We start from the raw sequence: 16,556 nt of genomic DNA, 5'->3' as shown, positions 1-16,556 counted from the left end.
TTCCGGCTACTCCGTGCGCAGGCCGTCCGGGCGCATCAGCCGCAGCAGCGGGGGCAGGCTGAGCAGGGTCACCGCGAGGACGACCCCCGCGCCGATCGCCGTCATCGACAGCACACTCGCCCAGTCCACGCTGATCGTGGAATCGACCATCTCCAGCAGCACCGCGCCCAGCGTCAGCCCGACCACCGACGCCAGCAGCAGGCCCAGTGCGATCGGGATCGCCGTCTGCCACAGCACCGACAGGCTCAGCGTGCGGCGCCGGGTGCCGAAGGCGACCAGCGAGGACAGCAGCTTCTTGCGCTCGCGCAACTGCTCCAGCTGGGAGACCAGCAGGCTCGCGCCGATCAGCAGGAGGACGCAGGTGGCGCCGACGAACAGGCCGTTGCGGATGGCGCGGAACTGCAGGTCCACCTTGCCGGACGTCAGCATGTACACGTCCGCCAGCGGATCCAGTCGCGCGGCGGTGTTGCGCGCGTACTCGCGGGCGTCCGGCACCGAGGGATCCAGCGCGACGAACACCTGCTGGTTCAGGCCGGCCACCGTCGCCTCGGGCAGCGCGCCCGAGGCGAACAGCAGGCCGCCGCGCTCATAGCCGGTCGGGTCCTCGCGCTGGGCGGCCGTCTTGATCCCGGCGGGCAACTTCCAGGACGTGGTGCGGACATCGGTCCCGCCGTCGAACCACAGGGTGGTGCCCGGCTTGGCGAGCTTCTTGGTGTCGTCGTCGTACCCGGTGCCCAGGATCTGGAAGACGTCGCCCTTGTGGCAGGACGGCAGCTGTGCCACCTCGCGCAGTTCCGCGCAGCTGCCGACGCCCACCTCGGTCGAGTTCGCCGGATCCTTCGCCTTGTTCCCGGCCGAACCGGTGGCCAGGGCCAGCGCGCTGCGCACACCCTTCGTGTCGGCGAGCTGCCCGCGGACGTCGGCAGGCCGGACACTGCCCTCCACGTTGATCTGGAGCTGGGCCCGGCGCAGGTTGTTGTCGGTCGCCTTGACGTAGTCGTGCTCGACGCCCGCGAACAGCATCTGCAGGGCGATCGCCCCGGCCACCGCGACCGCGATGCCGTTGACCATGCGGGCCGCCGAGCCACTGCTCAACTGCAGCCTGCGGACGGCCAGTTGCCAGGAGACCGAGCCGGAGTTGAGCCGGGCCACCGTGGCCTCGACGATCCACGGCAGCAGCGCGGTGACGCCGATCAGCAGCAGCACGGTGCCGCTGATCACCATCCCCTCGTTGAAGTTCCCGTTGGTCCTGCCCTGCCCGATCATCGGGTACAGCAGCGCGAGACCGCCCAGCGGCAGCAGCAGCCGCCACCACAGCCGGCGGCGCGGCGGCTTCGCCGTACGGACCACGCCGAGCGGTTCGATGACGACCCCGCGCAGCGCGAACAGCGTCACCAGGACGGCCGCGGCCGGTACCGCGACGGCGATCAGCGCGACGAGCGCGGGTGACGGGTTGAGGTCGCTCGGGAACACACTGATGTCCCGTACCACCAGCACACCTGCCAACTGCCGCCCGGCCAGGAAGAAGACGCTGCCGAGGACAAGCCCGAGCAGCGCCCCCGCGAGGGCCTCGCCGCCCGCGATCCGGCGCGCCATCCGCCCGTCCGCCCCGACCAGCCTGAGGGCCGCGAGCCGGCGGTCGCGCCGCTCGCCGCCGAAGCGCACGGCGGCCGCGATGAACACGCCGACGGGCAGCAGCAGCACCACGAAGATGATCATGATGAGCAGGATCAGGATCGGGTCGAGCTGGTCCTGCTGATGCTGCGGGGAGGGCCCGAAGTAGTTGATCCGCTCGGCGGAGCCGGCGGCCAGATGGTCCTCCAGCCCGGTCGCCCCCGCGTAGTAGGCGAGTTCGGCGGGCCCGATCACCCCGGAGTGCCCGATCGTCCCGACGACGCGATAGGGCAGGCGCTCGCGCAGCAGCTTGCCGGAGTCGGACTTCAGCAGGTCCTGCAGTGCGGGCGAGACGACCATCTCGCCCTTGCCCGGGAACTTCCCGACCCCCGGCGGCAACGGCGCCTTCACGCCCTCGGGCTCCAGCAGCCGCCCTCGCACGTCCGTACTGCGGAAGGTCGTGTCGGCCCGGCCGATGATCAGGGTGTCGTCCTTCTTCGGCAGCACCTTCCCGCTGTACGTGAAGTCGTCCCGGGCGGTGCTGCGCTTGTCCCGCGCGGACAGGGCGCTGGGTACCGCCGTGGTCAGCAGCAGCAAGGCCACCCCGAGCCCGACCCCCACGGCCGTCAGCACGGCCCGGGTCCATCCCTCACGCCCGCCGGCGAAGGCGAAGCGCACCCCCATGGCCAGATCCCCGGCCCACCCCCGCAGTCTCATACGACGCGCTCCATGTCCCGGGACTTGCCGTCCCGTACGACGATCTCGCGGTCGGAGTAGGCGGCGACCCGCGCCTCGTGCGTGACCAGCACGACGGCGGCGTTGGTGGACCGGGCCGCGTCCGTCAGCAGCTCCATCACGCGCTCGCCGTTGAGCGAGTCGAGCGCGCCGGTGGGCTCGTCGGCGAACAGCACGCGGGGGTTGGTGACCAGTGCCCGGGCGACGGCGACGCGCTGCCCCTGCCCGCCCGACACCTCACCGGGCCGCTTCTTCCTGAGGTCGTCGACCTCCAGCCGCTCCATCCACGTCAGCGCGGCCCGTTCGGCCTCCTTGCGGGAGGTGCCGTTCAGCCGGAGCGGCAGCGCGACGTTCTCGACGCAGGTCAGCTCCGGCACCAACTGCCCGAACTGGAACACGAACCCGAACTCGGAGCGGCGCAGCCGGCTCCGCTCGGCGTCGCTCATGGTCGCCATCTCACTGCCGTTGTACGTGATCGAGCCGGAGTCGGGCGTCACGATCCCGGCGAGACAGTGCAGCAGCGTCGACTTGCCGGACCCGGAGGGGCCCATCACGGCGACGACCTCGCCCGGGTGGATGGAGAACTCGGCACCGTCGAGCGCGACGGTCGGCCCGTACGCCTTGCGCAGCTCGTCGGCGACGAGCAGAGAACCTGCGGGAGTCACTTGGCCACCGCCTCAGCGAGCTTGTCGAGGCGCGCGGCGGTGAGCTCCAGCCAGCGCAGGTCGGCCTCGAGATGGAACAGGGCGTGGTCGCAGATGAGCTGGTCGGCCAGGTCCCCCTTCCGCTTCCGGTCGGTCAGGATCCGCATCATGCGCAGGTGCTCGGAGCGCTGCGTGTCGAGGATGTCGGCCGCGTCGCGGTGGGTGAGCAGTGCCAGGACGACCTTGGTGTACAGCGTGGACTGCAGATACGGCTCGGGCGTCTCCGGCGTCGCGAGCCACCGCTCCACGTCGGTGATCCCGGCGTCGGTGATCGCATACCGCTTGCGCTCGGGGCCACCGCCGGCCTCTATGCCGTCGACCTCGACCAGCCCGTTCTTCAGCAGACGGGACATCGTCGAGTAGACCTGGCCGTAGTGCAGCGGCCGGTCGTGACCGAACTTTTCGTCGAAGGCCCGCTTGAGGTCGTAGCCGTGGCGGGGCCCGGACTCCAGGAGTCCTAGAAGGGTGTGACCGATGGACATGACGAGGACTCTACACGGGGTGTATACGCCTTGTGTATACGCGGAGTGTGTAGATCATGGGTAGGGGTGAGAGTGCGCACGTGGGGGCCGATTGTCACGGTTCTGCTACTGAGCCGCGGTCGGCTGTATTCAGCCCGTCCGGCGTTTGAGGACGAGGCCCTTCAGGCCGACGGGGGTCTGGGGGCGGAGCCCCCAGGGGGGCGCCCACGACGGGGAAGCGGCCCGGCCTCCCCAGGCAACCGACCGGCCTCCGCGAGGGCCCGCCGCAACAGAAACTCGATCTGCGCGTTGGCGGAACGCAGTTCGTCCCCCGCCCACCGGGCAAGCGCCTCATACACGGACGGGTCCAGCCGCAGCAGCACCTGCTTACGCTGCTGCGGCCGACGCTGAGGGTCCGAACCCCCGGAGGGAACCGTCACTGGTAGAGGGTCCCGGTGTTCAGCACGGGCTGCGGCGCCCGGTCCCCGCACAGCACCACCATCAGGTTCGACACCATCGCCGCCTTCCGCTCCTCGTCCAGCTCCACGATGTCCTGCTCGGTGATCCGGGCGAGCGCCGCCTCGACCATCCCCACCGCTCCGTCCACGATCTGCCGCCGGGCCGCGACGACCGCCCCGGCCTGCTGCCGCTGAAGCATCGCCGAGGCGATCTCGGGAGCGTACGCGAGATGCGTGAAGCGCGACTCGATGATCTGCACACCGGCCGCCTCCACACGCGCGTGCAGCTCGGCGGCGAGCTTCTCGGTGATTTCCTCGGCGTTGCCGCGCAGCGAGAGCCCGCCCTCGTCGTGGGCGTCGTAGGGGTACTCGATGGCGATGTGCCGCACGGCCGCCTCGGTCTGTGTGGCGACGAACTCGAGGTAGTTGTCGACCTCGAAGGTGGCCTGCGCGGTGTCCTGGACCTTCCACACCACGACCGAGGCGAGCTCGATCGGGTTGCCGTAGGCGTCGTTGACCTTGAGGACCGCGGTCTCGTGGTTGCGTACGCGCGTCGAGATCTTCGTGCGCGAGGTGAGCGGGTTCACCCAGCGCAGCCCGTCCTGCCGGATCGTCCCCCGGTAGCGCCCGAAGAGCTGGACGACCCGCGCCTCGCCCGGCGCCACGGTGTTGAGCCCGCACATGGCGATGAAGGCGGCGAGCGCGATCACGATGCCGCCTGCTATGAGTGCGGCCTTGGCGCCGGTCGCGGACACCGTGGCCCCGGTGGCGATCATCCCGGCGCCGAGCGCCAGGCCGACCAGCCCGAGCAGCAGCGCAAGCGCACCGCCGATGCTGTGTGCGGCGAACTCCCGCACACGCGGCGCGGGCATCTCCGGTACGTCGGCTTCAGGTGTGGAGTCGTGCATGGACATGGGTGGTCCCCCGTAGTCGTAGTGCGCTTCATTCGTGGTGCCTTCTGGTGGTCAAGCGAAAGCACCTGTCTAGCTAAGTGATATCACTTTACCCCCGCAGAGCAACCCTGAACCCCTCCCGGCCGTCGGTTCCGTTGGAGCGGGTGCTCATTGTCACGTCCGCAAAAGACCGGATCCGCGGACCTTTGCCATATCTGCCGGTGTTAGCTTTCTGAGCTGACCTGTGCGGCGAACCTGTGTGACACACGAGCACACATGAACGAAGCGGAGCGGAACGGACCCATGGGACGGGCGGAAGACAGACGAGCGCGACAGCGCGGTGGCCGCCGCGCGGCGCCCCCCACACGCTCGTCCGGGATGGAGTCGTCCGGGACCGAGCCCACCGTCATAGGCGGCCGGGCCGAGGCCCGGCGGGCGGCTCAGGGCAAGGGCAGAGGGAAGAGCAAGGCGGGCAAGGGCGGCAAGGACGGCCGGAGCTTCATACGCCGGCTGTTCACCTGGAAGAAGATCGTCGGGACCTTCTTCGTGCTGTGCCTGCTCGGCATGGGCGCCTTCGTCGCGCTGTACATGATGATCAGCGTCCCCGAAGTCGGCAACGGCGACGCGACGCTGCAGAGCAATGTCTACAAGTACAGCGACGGCAAGCTGCTGACCCGGGACGGCCACCTCAACCGCGAGATCGTCGACCTGGCGAAGGTCCCCAAGCCCGTCCAGCACACCTTCGTCGCCGCCGAGAACAAGACCTTCTACAAGGACAACGGCGTCGACCTCAGGGGCACCGCCCGAGGCATCCTCAACACGCTCTCCGGCAAGGGCGCCCAGGGCGGTTCGACGATCACCCAGCAGTACGTCAAGAACTACTACCTGACGCAGAACCAGACCGTCACGCGCAAGCTGAAGGAACTGGTCATCTCGCTGAAGCTGGACCGCACGAAGACCAAGGACTACATCCTCGCCGGCTACATCAACACCAGCTACTACGGTCGCGGCGCGTACGGCATCCAGGCTGCCGCGCAGGCCTACTACCGCGTCGACGCCGAGAAGCTGACGGTCCAGCAGGGCGCCTATCTCGCCGCACTCCTCCAGGCGCCGAACCAGTACGACTGGGCGATCGCCTCCGACACCGGCAAGAAGATGGTGCAGGCCCGCTGGAACTACGTCCTCGACAACATGGTCGAGGAGAACTGGCTGGACAAGACCAAGCGCGAGGGCCTGAAGTTCCCGATCCCGAAGCCGCCTAAGGCGGCGCCCGGCATGGGCGGCCAGACCGGCTACCTGGTGGACGCTGCCAACAACCAGCTGGCCAGGCGGCTGGTGACGCAGGGCACCGCTGACAACTACAACGACGCCATGACGATGGTGAAGGCCGGCGGCTGGACCATCACGCTCAACATCGACAAGAAGAAGCAGGTGGCGCTGGAGAAGGCCGCCCAGTCGCAGCTGAACAGCAAGCTCGACGAGAAGAAGCGCTCGGTCGACGCGGACGTCCAGGCGGGCGCCGTGTCCGTGAACCCGAAGACCGGCGCGGTCGTCGCGATGTACGGCGGCAAGGACTACTACAAGCACTACCGCAACAACGCGACCCGCACGGACTACCAGCCCGCCTCGACCTTCAAGCCGGTCATCCTCGCCGCCGCCCTGGACGAGGCCGCCCAGACGCAGAGCGGCAAGGCCATCGGCGCGAACACGATCTACGACGGCACGAGCAAGCGCCAGGTCGTGGACAGCAACGGCAACAAGGTCGGCTTCGCCCCCGAGAACGAGGACGACCACAGCTACGGCCCCATCACCGTCCAGACGGCGATGAACCAGTCCGTGAACTCCGTCTTCGCGCAGATGGGCGTCGACGTCGGCATGCGCAAGGTGCTCAAGGTCGCGAGCCAGCTCGGCATGGACACGGCCGGCCTCGATCCGGTGTCCGCGCAGACCCTCGGCACCATGGGCGCGAGCCCGCTGCAGATGGCCGGGGTCTACGCGACCCTCGACAACCACGGAAAGCAGGTCACCCCGACCATCCTCAAGTCCGTGGAGAACAGCCGGCATTCGGTGACCCTGCCGAACCCGATCGGCGACCAGGTCATCAGCCCCGAGGCCGCCGACACGGTCACCTCGGTGCTGACCGGCGTGGTCGACGACGGTACGGCCAAGACGTCGGTCGAGGCCAACCCCAACCGCGACGGCCGCAAGGTCGCCGGCAAGACCGGTACGTCCGATGAGAACCGCTCGGCCTGGTTCACCGGCTACACGCCGGACCTGGTCACCTCGGTGGGCCTGTTCGGCGAGAGCCACAAGAACTTCGCACAGGTCTCGATGTACCACGCGGGCGGACTGCCCCGCGTCAACGGTGGCACGTTCCCGGCGCAGATCTGGGCGGCGTACACCTTCGGCGTCGCCAAGACGGACCTGAAGTTCGAGCTGAACACCACGCAGGGTGCGGCGGTCCAGCCGACCTGGACACCGTCGCCCACGCTGTCGCCGAGCCGGACGCCCAGCCAGTCGCCTACGACCCAGAAGCCGACCAAGTCGCCGACGCAGACCCCCACGCAGACGCCGACCCAGACGCCCACGCAGCCGCCGACGCAAACACCCACGCAGCCGCCGACAACGACCCCGACGACCCCGACGGACCCGCTCAACCCGAACGGTCAGTAGCAGCAACAGCGAAGGGCGCCCGGCGGGTGCCGGGCGCCCCTCGCGTTCTCGGCGGTGCTGTCGACCCGCCGTGTGGCGGGCTGGTGGCCTGTCCTGGCCGGACGCCTTCCTGTGCCCTGTGCAAACAGCGACGGCTCGATGCGTTCCGATGGATCTTGCGCGTCATATGGACCAAGCGTGGTCTGATTCAAGAGCAGCAATGGCGACGGCGGCGACTGCGTGGAGGTCGCCGACGGCGTGCCCGGCATTGTCCAAGTCCGCGACAGCAAGAACCAGGACGGGCCTGCGCTCGTCCTGGCAGCCGGTGCGTGAGCGCCGTTCGTCGGGGTGCTCAAGGCGGGGCGCCTGCAGAGCTGGCAACAGGGGCTGCAGCGGAGTGCTGCTATGTCTTTCGCCAAGACGCCTCTGCCGGGTGTCGGGCGGACGAGGCGAAGCCGGACATGGGCTTGGTCCTGCCGCGAGCTCGGCGGTTTCTCGGCCGGGCTCTCGCCCACAGATCCGCGTCAGCATGAGCGCGGCGCTCCCGGTCGACAGCTACCTGCCTTTCGCGTGCTCGGCGCCCGATTGTCGGGCGCCTGCCCCGAGCAGGTGTGCCTTCCCGCGGCAGGAGTCGCGGGAAGGCACACGGGTGACGGCAGAGCAGGCGTCAGGAGACGCCGGCCGAGCAGTAGTTCAGCAGCTTCGAGCCCTCGAATCGGGCGACCTCGATGTCGAGGTCCCAGATCCCGCTGACCCCGCCCGCGGTGGCGGATGTGTCGAACTCCTTGGAGGTGCCGTATCCGTCGTAGTCCGAGTGCCAGGGGTAGTACCCCTTGGAGCCGTCGGCGTAGTACGCCACCACACGGATGCTCACATGGTGGCGGTCCTCGAGCCAGTCATAGACCTTGAGCGTGATGGACGGCACCGTCCTCTGGCCGACGCCGCGGTGCCACCCGCTGGTGGCTATGGAACCGCTGGCACCCTCGGTCTGGCACGTCCCGGAGTACCTGTAGTCCGCAGCGTGCGCGGGGGCCACCCCGAGCCCCAGAGTGAGAGCCAGGCCGGCCACGAGTGTGCCGCACTTTTCTTTGATAGCCATGCAATTACCTCCAGAAATATGTAGATCATTTACTGCAGCGGGACCGGAGGAGATGTCAACGGATATTTATCTCCGGTGTCGTCGCTGTACTTGAAGAGGTTGGCCTGCAGTTTGGCGTCGTTGTGCCCTTGGGTACGTCGATAACCATGAGCGGCACCACGACGCCCCACGGCCGCGTTGCGCGCCTGTACGCCTATCTCGCTTCCGTTCGGCCCGGATTTAGCGCGGAACATGGAATGAGGGAACACCGATCGCGCGCTGAGGCTTTTCCATTCCCTCAACTGAGAATTTCCTGCTCATGCTCGCGCTTCCGCCAGATCTGGCGGGGCTTCTCGAGTATGCCCGTTGCTTCTGCGATCGCCCGGACAGCGGAGGTGTACACCGCTGCTTCAAAGAAGTCGCTCACCATGAACCGGTTTGTGTACCGGAATCCCAGTCCGAAGAAGACCGCCACGGCGCAGCAGTAGAGGGCTGCCCAAAAGCCACGCCGCCGGTTGAGCGGGTAGACCAGCAGCGGAATCACCGGCCATGCGTAGGCTGCGCACAGGAACGCGATGGACACGGCGATGATGAAGAATTTCATTTGTAGCCCCTGATCTCTACCAGGCGCCAGATTCATACATGCCGGCGATGGTGAGGACGCCTGCGGGAAAGAAGATGAGAGCCGTCGCGAACAGCCATCCCATTTTCCAGGACGTCTTGTCGGCGATTTTCACACACAGAAGCACAACCAGTGTCACATAGAGGAACAGTGGGATGAATACGAAACTGAGGCCTGATCCCATGCTGTCTCTCCCTTGCTGTGATCCCGGGGCCGAACCGAAGCAGGAACGGCCCCGGGAATTGGATCACCCGTTGTCAGGGTGTCAGGTTGTCAGTGAAATTCGTGCCCGAGTCGTCGCAGTGAACGACACTTGTTGGGCGGTTTCCAGGGCCGTCTCCGTAGAAGGGAACTGGCGGCTGGACGTTCCAGGGGTTACCGCCGCTTCCACGGTCTGAGGCGTCGCAGGTACCGTAGGCGTTTCCCTTTTCGAGCGGAACGGGGACGTTCGAGAAGTCCCTCCAGTCCCCTCCCCTGATTCTGCTGCTCGAGGGGCGTCCCAGGTTATCGGTCATCTTGTCGTCGATGTACAGGTACAGATCGGGCATGTAGCTCTGGTAGACGATGCCATTTGAGGGCGTGGCGTCTCGGTCGTCCTGCTTGTGGGTCGGCTTGACGCTGCCGTCGGCGCAGAACGCGGCCGCGACGTCCTGCCAGATGGGCGGAGCGTTGCCGATCAGTGATCCCCACATGTTCTTGTTCCAGTCGCCGGAGTTCTTGAAGAACATCGAGTAGATGTCTCCGGCGAACTGACGCACGCCGTAGTTGGTGTCCGGGCTGGCGTTGATCTTGTCGACCCATGCCTTGACGTTGTCGTTGACGTACTTGTGGCCGATCATGGCCCGGTAACCGTGTACGCCGCCGCCGATCGCCCGGAAGTCCACGCACGTGTGGTCCGCGTTCAGGCGTGCACCCCGGAAGTGCGGGAAGTAGGCCTGCCCCGGTGTGTCACCGTCTGTGTAGGGGCGGGACGTCATGACGTTGCCGTATTCGAGCGCGTCCTGGGTGGTGTAGTCGATGTTCGGCTTCGGGATGCCGTAGTCGGCTTCTATGCCCTTCATGATGCTGGTCAAGAAGGTGGGGAGGTGGGCGTTGCCGACCCGAACCCGGTAGTTCGAGCCCTCACTGCCCGGAATGATCTTCCCGTTGCCATCGGTGACGAAGGTCACGACGACATCGCTCTTGATCTTGTAGCTGTTGTTCCCCTGGTACGCCTGGCTCGCGGGCAGCGACGGATCGGGCCGATTATTGGCCATGCCCATCCACCACGGGATCGACATCGTTGGTGCCGAGCCGTCGGCATTCGGTGTGTAACCGCCGGCCTTGATGTCGTCGGCCCAGATCTTGGCGGCGTCCCAGGTCTTCTGGCCGGTGCAGTCCTCGGACACCCCGCCCGTGCACCGAGGCCAGGAAATGAGGCCTTGCGTGCGCACCGATGGGTCGTCGTTGTCCCACAGGTGGCCTTCGTCGGCGCGGCCCAGCGCCCACTCGTACAGCGACTTCATCGAGCGCAGGGGAGTGTCGACCTCGGTGGACACCGGGAAGTTCTGGTTGAGCTCCTGGTTCGGGTCGAAGATCGCGGCCGCGGTCAGGGTGCGCCGGACGAACGTGCCCTTGACGGGCTGGAAGGCCATGGCGCCGAAGGCGATGTCGTCGTCGCCGGTGCCGTCGGGGGTGAAGTTCGACAGGGCCACGCTCGGGGTGGAGGTGAACTTGTAGGCGCCCAGGGACACCCACTTGCCGTTGTTGCCGTTCTGGTCGACGTAGCGGTCGTAGGGACCACCGGACGCGCCGTTGATGACATAGTGCGCCCGCTTGGTCTGGGCGCCGGTGTCCGGGATGTAGGCCCAGACCTGGGCCAGGTCCATATTCTCGCCGAGCGTCCACTTGGCGTCGATGTTCATCAGGCCGTCGGGGCCGCCGAGATGGTCCTCGTCGCGGGTGTGGGTGTACCAGTAGTGACCGCCGTAGCCGCCGCCGATCTGGTGCAGGTCGGCTCTCGCCTCGTAGTGGGTCCCCAGCGTGTCCGGGTTGAACGTGAACTGGAAGGTGCCGGACGAGGTGGCCTGGCCGCAGTCGCTCCATGTCTCGGTGGTGTTCGGGACGGTGGCGATGACATGAGAGCCGGTCGCTTCACCGGAGCAGACGGCCGCACCGTTCTTGAGGCGGTAACCACGCCCCGGCTCCGAGATCTCCGTCTCGTACTTGATCAGCTCGTGCCCGCACTCAGTGGCGCAGTTCTTCTTCCATGCCGCATTGGGCTTGTTGAACCAGAACTGCTTGTAACAGTTCTCCGTGCCGCAGTTCGGCGGCTTGGTCGGGTCGCAGTTGTTGGCGCTGTTGCAGAAAGTGACCAGCGGCGGCGAGACCTGGCTGCGCGCGGCCGTGGTGTTCCACCAGGCCGGCCGGAAGCCCGCCGAGGAGAATCCGGGGTCGCCCTTCCAGTCCTGGCGGCCGTTGGTGCCGTAGGAGTAGCCGGTGTCGATGGACCATGCGGCCCAGCCCATCACCTTCTCCTCGTACGGCCAGTCCTGCGGATGCGCCGCGTCGTGGTTGGCCTCGGTGCCGTCCACGTCCGTGTCCATGAACGGGTGGTTCCAGCTGTTCTTGTAGATGGGGTTGGCCGGGTTGTTGTACCAGCCGAGCCCCCAGTGCCCGTCGTTCTTCGAGGCGTCGGAGGGCGGGTTGAAGCCGAGGTTGTAGTTCCAGACCGCGGTGAACCAGTTCTCGACGTAGGCGGGGTCGTCGTTGTTGACGGTGATTGTCTGGCCGGCCTTGTGGACCTCGTTCCACTTGTCGGCGAGGATCTTCAAGGAGGCGGCGATGTTCGTCGCGTAGTCGACGGCGACGGCCATCTGCACAGCCGGCTTCAGGCTGGTCTCATGCGGCTTCTCGTGACCGGCCAGGCGCATCCCGTCGGTGACCTGTCCGACGCCGTACCCGCAGTCGGACTTGTCCCAGTTGATGCTCCAGTACGACTCGGGGTTCCCCGGGTCGATCTTGTGCCCGTAGTAGCCGTCGACCGCCGCCAGCGGACTGCCCATCTGGCCGGGAATGGCACCGGATTCGGCCTGCCACAGGTTGGACTCCTGGGCCATGATGCCGAGCATCACGTTGGCCGGGATCCGCGCGTCCTTCGGGCCGGTCAGAGTGGGCGCGGGGAACAGGCCTTGCGGGTCGATATTGCTCATGCCGGTCTGGTTGCGGTACCCGCCCTGCCGGATGGAGCCGGCGTGCAGTTTGCCGCGTACGGCCATGTCGACGGCCCACTCGACCTGGTTGGGGGTCGGCTGGAGGGCCTGCGCCTTGACGTCGTTGCGGGAGATGGCGCACCAGCGGTCGGGGTCGGTGGGGTCGTGCGACACGTTCGCACCCCCGATCCGCCTCAGCCGCGTGTGGTTGCCCGCGGCCGCGCGGGGTGAGCCGCCGGAGGTGAGAGCGGGCGACAAGCCGTCGTCGCCGGCGGAGTTCGCGACGGCGGCGACCTTCTGGCTGATCTTCACGCCGGTGGTGGTGGCGGTGGAGGTGACCGTCACCGGCGTGTCCGCCGCAAGGGCACCTGGCGCCTGTGCCGGAGTGTCCTGCGCGGCGGGTTCGGTCTTGCTGAAACCCTTGCCGGCGTTGTTGACCCGCTCGATTCCCGCCCGGACACCGGGAGTGAGGACGGGGCCGACGGCCAGGCGCCCCTGACTGGAGATGTCCGTGTCGGCGGGGGCGTTGACGCGGGTGATCCCGCTGCCCGCGGTGTGGGAGACGCCGGCGGGATGGCCCGTGAGGAACACCTGCTCGGACCCGCCGCGCTTCAGGTCGAGGTCGCCGAGCCTGCCGCTGGCGATCGTGGCGGCCGAGTCGCCGCTTCCGCCCCACACCCTGGCACGTGCCTTCGTGGCGCCGTCGCGTTGGACGAAGGCGACCTTTCCGCCCTTGACCGGGTGGAGGTCGAAGGCCACCCCGCTCGTGGTGAGCAGATTGCTGACCTTGCCGGAGCGGTCGAGGTGGATCAGCCGGCGGCCCAGGGCGGCGACCACGCCATCCTTGACCGGGACGGCGCTGGTGATCTCGCCCTTCGCCGCGGCTTTGATGACGGTCTTGCCGGCGGTGTTCACCGTCACGACCGGGTCATGGTCCTGGCCGCGTCGTTCATGTCCCGGAACGCGGTGAACGCCGCGGTGTGCGTGTCCGGGTCGCACGACGGGTCGAAGTACGCCAGCGATGCGGTGAACGACAGCTTCGTCACCTGGCCGGTGCTGAGGTTCACGACAGCCGCGAAGGCGCCGCCCTGCATCAGGTCCGGCTTGTTCGTGAACGTGCGCGGCGCGTACACGGCAGCGACATGGTCATGATCCATGACGCACTGGTTACCGATCCAGGTATCCGCGGGCATGCCCGGCTCCGAGAGGACAGCCGCGGTCTTCCACTGGTACGCCTTCGTACTGTCGGCCACCAGGATGTGCAAGCCGTCGCTGTCGGCCGCTGCCGTGACGGCACGGTCTCCGGAGGTCCGCCATCCCTTGCCGAGGGTGTGGTCGGGATTGCTGACACCTCCGCGTCGTGCCGACTCGCCCGTGCTTGTACTGGAGTTCGACTTGGGGGTGGCGGTGGCGGGCACGGCTTGCAGCAGCCCGCCGGTGAGGGCGGCCGAAGTCACTGTAACGGCCACGGAAATGAATGTTCGTCTTCTACGTCTCAAGAGAGGCTGTCCCCGTTTCTCGTTGAGTAGGTTCCCCCGCCTGCACGACCAAGCGCGCGTGGGCCTGTCCGCCCCCGGGGAAGTGGCCAGGGGGGCGGACAGGGCATCTTTGGGAGGGTCAGTGAGGGAGGGCGCCCAGGGCCGACGAACTACCGATTCTTCTGAGACGCAACTCGATCCCCCACGTGCTAATGCATACAGATGGGGGCGACACGGAGTGCACTGTGCGGGAGTCCCCCTGGATGTTCACGCGCTCAGGAGGTCGGAGTGGTCGAGTCCGGGTCGCTGATCGCGGGGTCACCTTACACGAGGCATGGACACGCCAGGGAAGGGCGCCCAGTTCCACGGGGCGCCCTTCCCTCGTTCTCGCGGCTCAGTTCTGGGCAGCGTTCCTGCCGAGCTCGAACCAGACCACCTTCCCGGTACTCAGCCGCGTCGCCCCCCACCGCCGGGCCAGCTTGTTCACCAGATACAGCCCGCGACCACCCTCATCCGTCGCCCGCGCCTGCCGCAGCCGAGGCAACTGGGGTACGTCGTCCCCGACTTCGCACCGCAGCACGTCGGTGCGCAGCAACCGCAAGGTCACCGGCCGGGACGCGTACCGCACCGCATTGGTCACGACCTCGCTGACCAGCAGCTCCACGGAGTCGCTGAGGTCCTCCATGCCCCAGCGGGACAGCGCGCGCCGGGCCAGTCGGCGGGCGCGGCCGGGGGCCGCGTCCTCGGGCTCAAGGAACCAGTACGCCACGTCGCTCGGCGCGATGCCGTCGAAGCGGGCGGCGAGCAGTGCGATGTCGTCGTCCCGGTCGCCCGGGCCGAGCATGTCCAGCACCTCGTCGCACAGCGCCTCGAGCGGCGGCGGATGATCCGGTCCCGTCAGCTGCGCGGTCGCGGCGAGCTTCTCGCGCAGCTGCTCTATGCCGGTCCACACGTCCCGCAGCCGGGACTCGACCAGACCGTCGGTGTACAGGAGCAGGGTCGCTCCGGCCGGTGCGTCCAGTTCCACGGCCTCGAAGTCGACGCCGCCGACGCCGATCGGGGCGCCCGGCGGTACCCGCAGCACCTCGGCGCGGCCGCCCAGATGCAGCAGGACCGGCGGCGGATGCCCCGCGTTGGCGATGGTGATGCGGTGCGATACCGGGTCGTAGACGGCGTACAGGCAGGTCGCCATGCGGTCGGTGCCGAGGCGCTGGGCCTGCTCGTCGAGATGGTGCAGGACCTCCTGCGGGGGCAGGTCGAGGCCGGCCAGGGTCTGGGCCGTGGTCCGCAGCTGGCCCATGATGGCCGCGGACGTCATGGAGTGGCCCATGACGTCGCCGACCACGAGGGCGACCCGGCTGCCGGGCAGCGGGATGGCGTCGTACCAGTCGCCGCCCACCCGTGCGGTCTCGGCGGCGGGCAGGTAACGGGACGCCAGGCGTACGCCCGTGGGGCGCGGGAGCGTCTCCGGCAGCATGGTGCGCTGCAGTTCGTCGGCGATGTACGCCTCGCGGCCGTACAGCACCGCCTTGTCGATGCCGAGGGCGCTGTGCGTGGCCAGCTGAGCGGCGACCAGGAGGTCGTCGGCCTCGAAGGCCATGCGCTCCGGGCGGCGCAGGAAGAGCGCGGCGCCGATCACGCGGCGGCGGCCGCGCAGCGGGGCGAGGATCGCGCGTTGTCCGCCGGGTACGACGAACTCGCCGCCCTCGCCGAGGAGTTCGGGCAGGGCGGCGCGGGCGGCGGGCGCGTCCGTGAAGACCGGGCGCACCCCGCGCAGCACCTCGGCGAGCGCGCTGCCCGGCCGTACCTCGCACAGTTCGGCGCCGAGCGTGTCGAGCTCCGAGAGCTCGGCCGGCTCCGGCTGCAGGGCGGGCGAGAAGCCGCCCTCGGTGTCCCGCTCCGCCGGGATCCGGTCGGTGCGCCTCAGGCGCAGCAGCAGCGGGCCGGTGGGCCGCTCGTCGCCGACGGGCAGCGGATCGCGCAGATAGACCAGGATCGCGTCGGAGAAGGTCGGCACGGTCGCCCGGCACAGCCCCATGACGATCTCGTCGAGGTCGATGCCGCGGGCGATCCGCCGCGTCGCGGCGCCGACGAAGCGCAGCCGGTCGCCGTCCCGCCGCATGGGCGTGGGCTGCCCGGGCGGCGTCACTCCCTGTCCGGTGCGGCGCTCCTGGCCGCCGGTCCCCTGCGGCCGGTCCTGCTCGCCGCCCGGCTGGTCCGGGATGGACTCGGGCACCGGACGCGGGCGGTGCGTGCCCGGTTCCACGGCTTCTGCGGCGGCGGGCTGGGAGTGCTCGGGGCCGGTGATGTCGGAGGGTGGCGAGGCCGGCTCCTTTCCCTTGCCGCACGGCGTGGCCGTACCCGACGTCGACGGTGTCTCCCCGGTGCGTCCCTGCGCGGGTAAGGCGGCCGCGGGGGGTGCCTGTGCCGGGGTGTGCAGGAGCGCCCCGCGGGGGTCCGCGGGGTCGGCGCCCGGCTGCGGGCGCTCGAAGGACATGGGGTGCTCCGTCACGCGTGTCGAATCCGTCCGTCCGGGGCTGCGCATCGCGAGCGCAGTTGGTCCCGCAGGAATCCCGATACCCGGAATACGTGTCCCCGGAACGGAATTCCCGCGTGGTCAGAGGCTGTTGTTGTGCCACCGGCGAACCGTTCATGATTCGTTCCGATGTT

12 protein-coding genes and 1 pseudogene are annotated in these 16,556 nt (G+C 68.3%); 2 read left to right on the top strand and 11 right to left on the bottom strand.

Translation table 11 applies throughout. The annotated features are described in order from the left end of the window. Positions 1-6 precede the first annotated feature (6 nt). The 5 genes from P2Q00_RS32770 to P2Q00_RS32750 all read right to left on the bottom strand — a co-directional run bounded on the left by P2Q00_RS32770 (position 7) and on the right by P2Q00_RS32750 (position 4,886). Positions 7-2,331 (bottom strand): ABC transporter permease, encoded by a 2,325-nt coding sequence (locus tag P2Q00_RS32770; protein ID WP_275777084.1) that lies wholly within the window; start codon positions 2,329-2,331, stop codon positions 7-9. Then, positions 2,328-3,014, bottom strand: a complete 687-nt coding sequence (locus P2Q00_RS32765) for an ABC transporter ATP-binding protein (protein ID WP_275777083.1) — start codon at positions 3,012-3,014, stop codon at positions 2,328-2,330. Before P2Q00_RS32765 ends, P2Q00_RS32770 begins: the two co-directional genes overlap by 4 nt. Continuing rightward, positions 3,011-3,535, bottom strand: a complete 525-nt coding sequence (locus P2Q00_RS32760) for a PadR family transcriptional regulator (protein ID WP_275777082.1) — start codon at positions 3,533-3,535, stop codon at positions 3,011-3,013. The genes P2Q00_RS32765 and P2Q00_RS32760 overlap by 4 nt, the downstream gene beginning before the upstream one ends. Before the next feature lie 161 nt (positions 3,536-3,696). Continuing rightward, entirely contained in the window at positions 3,697-3,954 is a 258-nt protein-coding gene (locus P2Q00_RS32755) for a type II toxin-antitoxin system antitoxin (protein ID WP_275777080.1), read from the bottom strand. Then, on the bottom strand, positions 3,951-4,886 hold the full coding sequence (locus tag P2Q00_RS32750; protein WP_275777079.1) for an SPFH domain-containing protein: 936 nt from the start codon (positions 4,884-4,886) through the stop codon (positions 3,951-3,953). The genes P2Q00_RS32755 and P2Q00_RS32750 overlap by 4 nt, the downstream gene beginning before the upstream one ends. Before the next feature lie 282 nt (positions 4,887-5,168). On the opposite strand from P2Q00_RS32750, the gene P2Q00_RS32745 reads away from it, so the two are divergent. Further along, entirely contained in the window at positions 5,169-7,538 is a 2,370-nt protein-coding gene (locus tag P2Q00_RS32745; protein WP_275777077.1) for a transglycosylase domain-containing protein, read from the top strand. Between the two features lie 195 nt (positions 7,539-7,733). Continuing rightward, positions 7,734-7,850: pseudogene (locus P2Q00_RS32740) on the top strand (DUF397 domain-containing protein); the annotation flags it as partial. A gap of 334 nt (positions 7,851-8,184) precedes the next feature. Here the strand turns inward: P2Q00_RS32740 and P2Q00_RS32735 are convergent. From P2Q00_RS32735 to P2Q00_RS32710, 6 genes are all read right to left on the bottom strand, one after another. Then, a complete protein-coding gene (locus P2Q00_RS32735; RefSeq protein WP_275777076.1) occupies positions 8,185-8,616 on the bottom strand; it encodes a hypothetical protein in 432 nt (143 codons plus the stop codon). Between the two features lie 277 nt (positions 8,617-8,893). Further along, entirely contained in the window at positions 8,894-9,199 is a 306-nt protein-coding gene (locus P2Q00_RS32730; RefSeq protein ID WP_275777074.1) for a hypothetical protein, read from the bottom strand. Positions 9,200-9,215: 16 nt separating this feature from the next. Continuing rightward, entirely contained in the window at positions 9,216-9,401 is a 186-nt protein-coding gene (locus P2Q00_RS32725) for a hypothetical protein (protein WP_275777072.1), read from the bottom strand. Positions 9,402-9,474: 73 nt separating this feature from the next. Beyond that, on the bottom strand, positions 9,475-13,329 hold the full coding sequence (locus tag P2Q00_RS32720) for a carbohydrate-binding protein (RefSeq protein WP_275777070.1): 3,855 nt from the start codon (positions 13,327-13,329) through the stop codon (positions 9,475-9,477). Then, positions 13,326-13,877 carry a hypothetical protein gene (locus P2Q00_RS32715; protein ID WP_275777069.1) on the bottom strand — a complete coding sequence of 184 codons (552 nt, stop codon included), beginning with the start codon at positions 13,875-13,877 and terminating at the stop codon, positions 13,326-13,328. The genes P2Q00_RS32720 and P2Q00_RS32715 overlap by 4 nt, the downstream gene beginning before the upstream one ends. A gap of 403 nt (positions 13,878-14,280) precedes the next feature. Further along, complete coding sequence (locus P2Q00_RS32710) at positions 14,281-16,383, bottom strand: SpoIIE family protein phosphatase (RefSeq protein ID WP_275777068.1); 2,103 nt, start codon at positions 16,381-16,383, stop codon at positions 14,281-14,283. Between the last annotated feature and the right edge of the window lie 173 nt (positions 16,384-16,556).

The organism is Streptomyces coacervatus (assembly GCF_029223485.1).
Classification (GTDB): domain Bacteria; phylum Actinomycetota; class Actinomycetes; order Streptomycetales; family Streptomycetaceae; genus Streptomyces; species Streptomyces coacervatus.
Note: the sequence above shows the minus strand (reverse complement) of the source record. Positions and strands in the feature narration are given on the sequence as shown.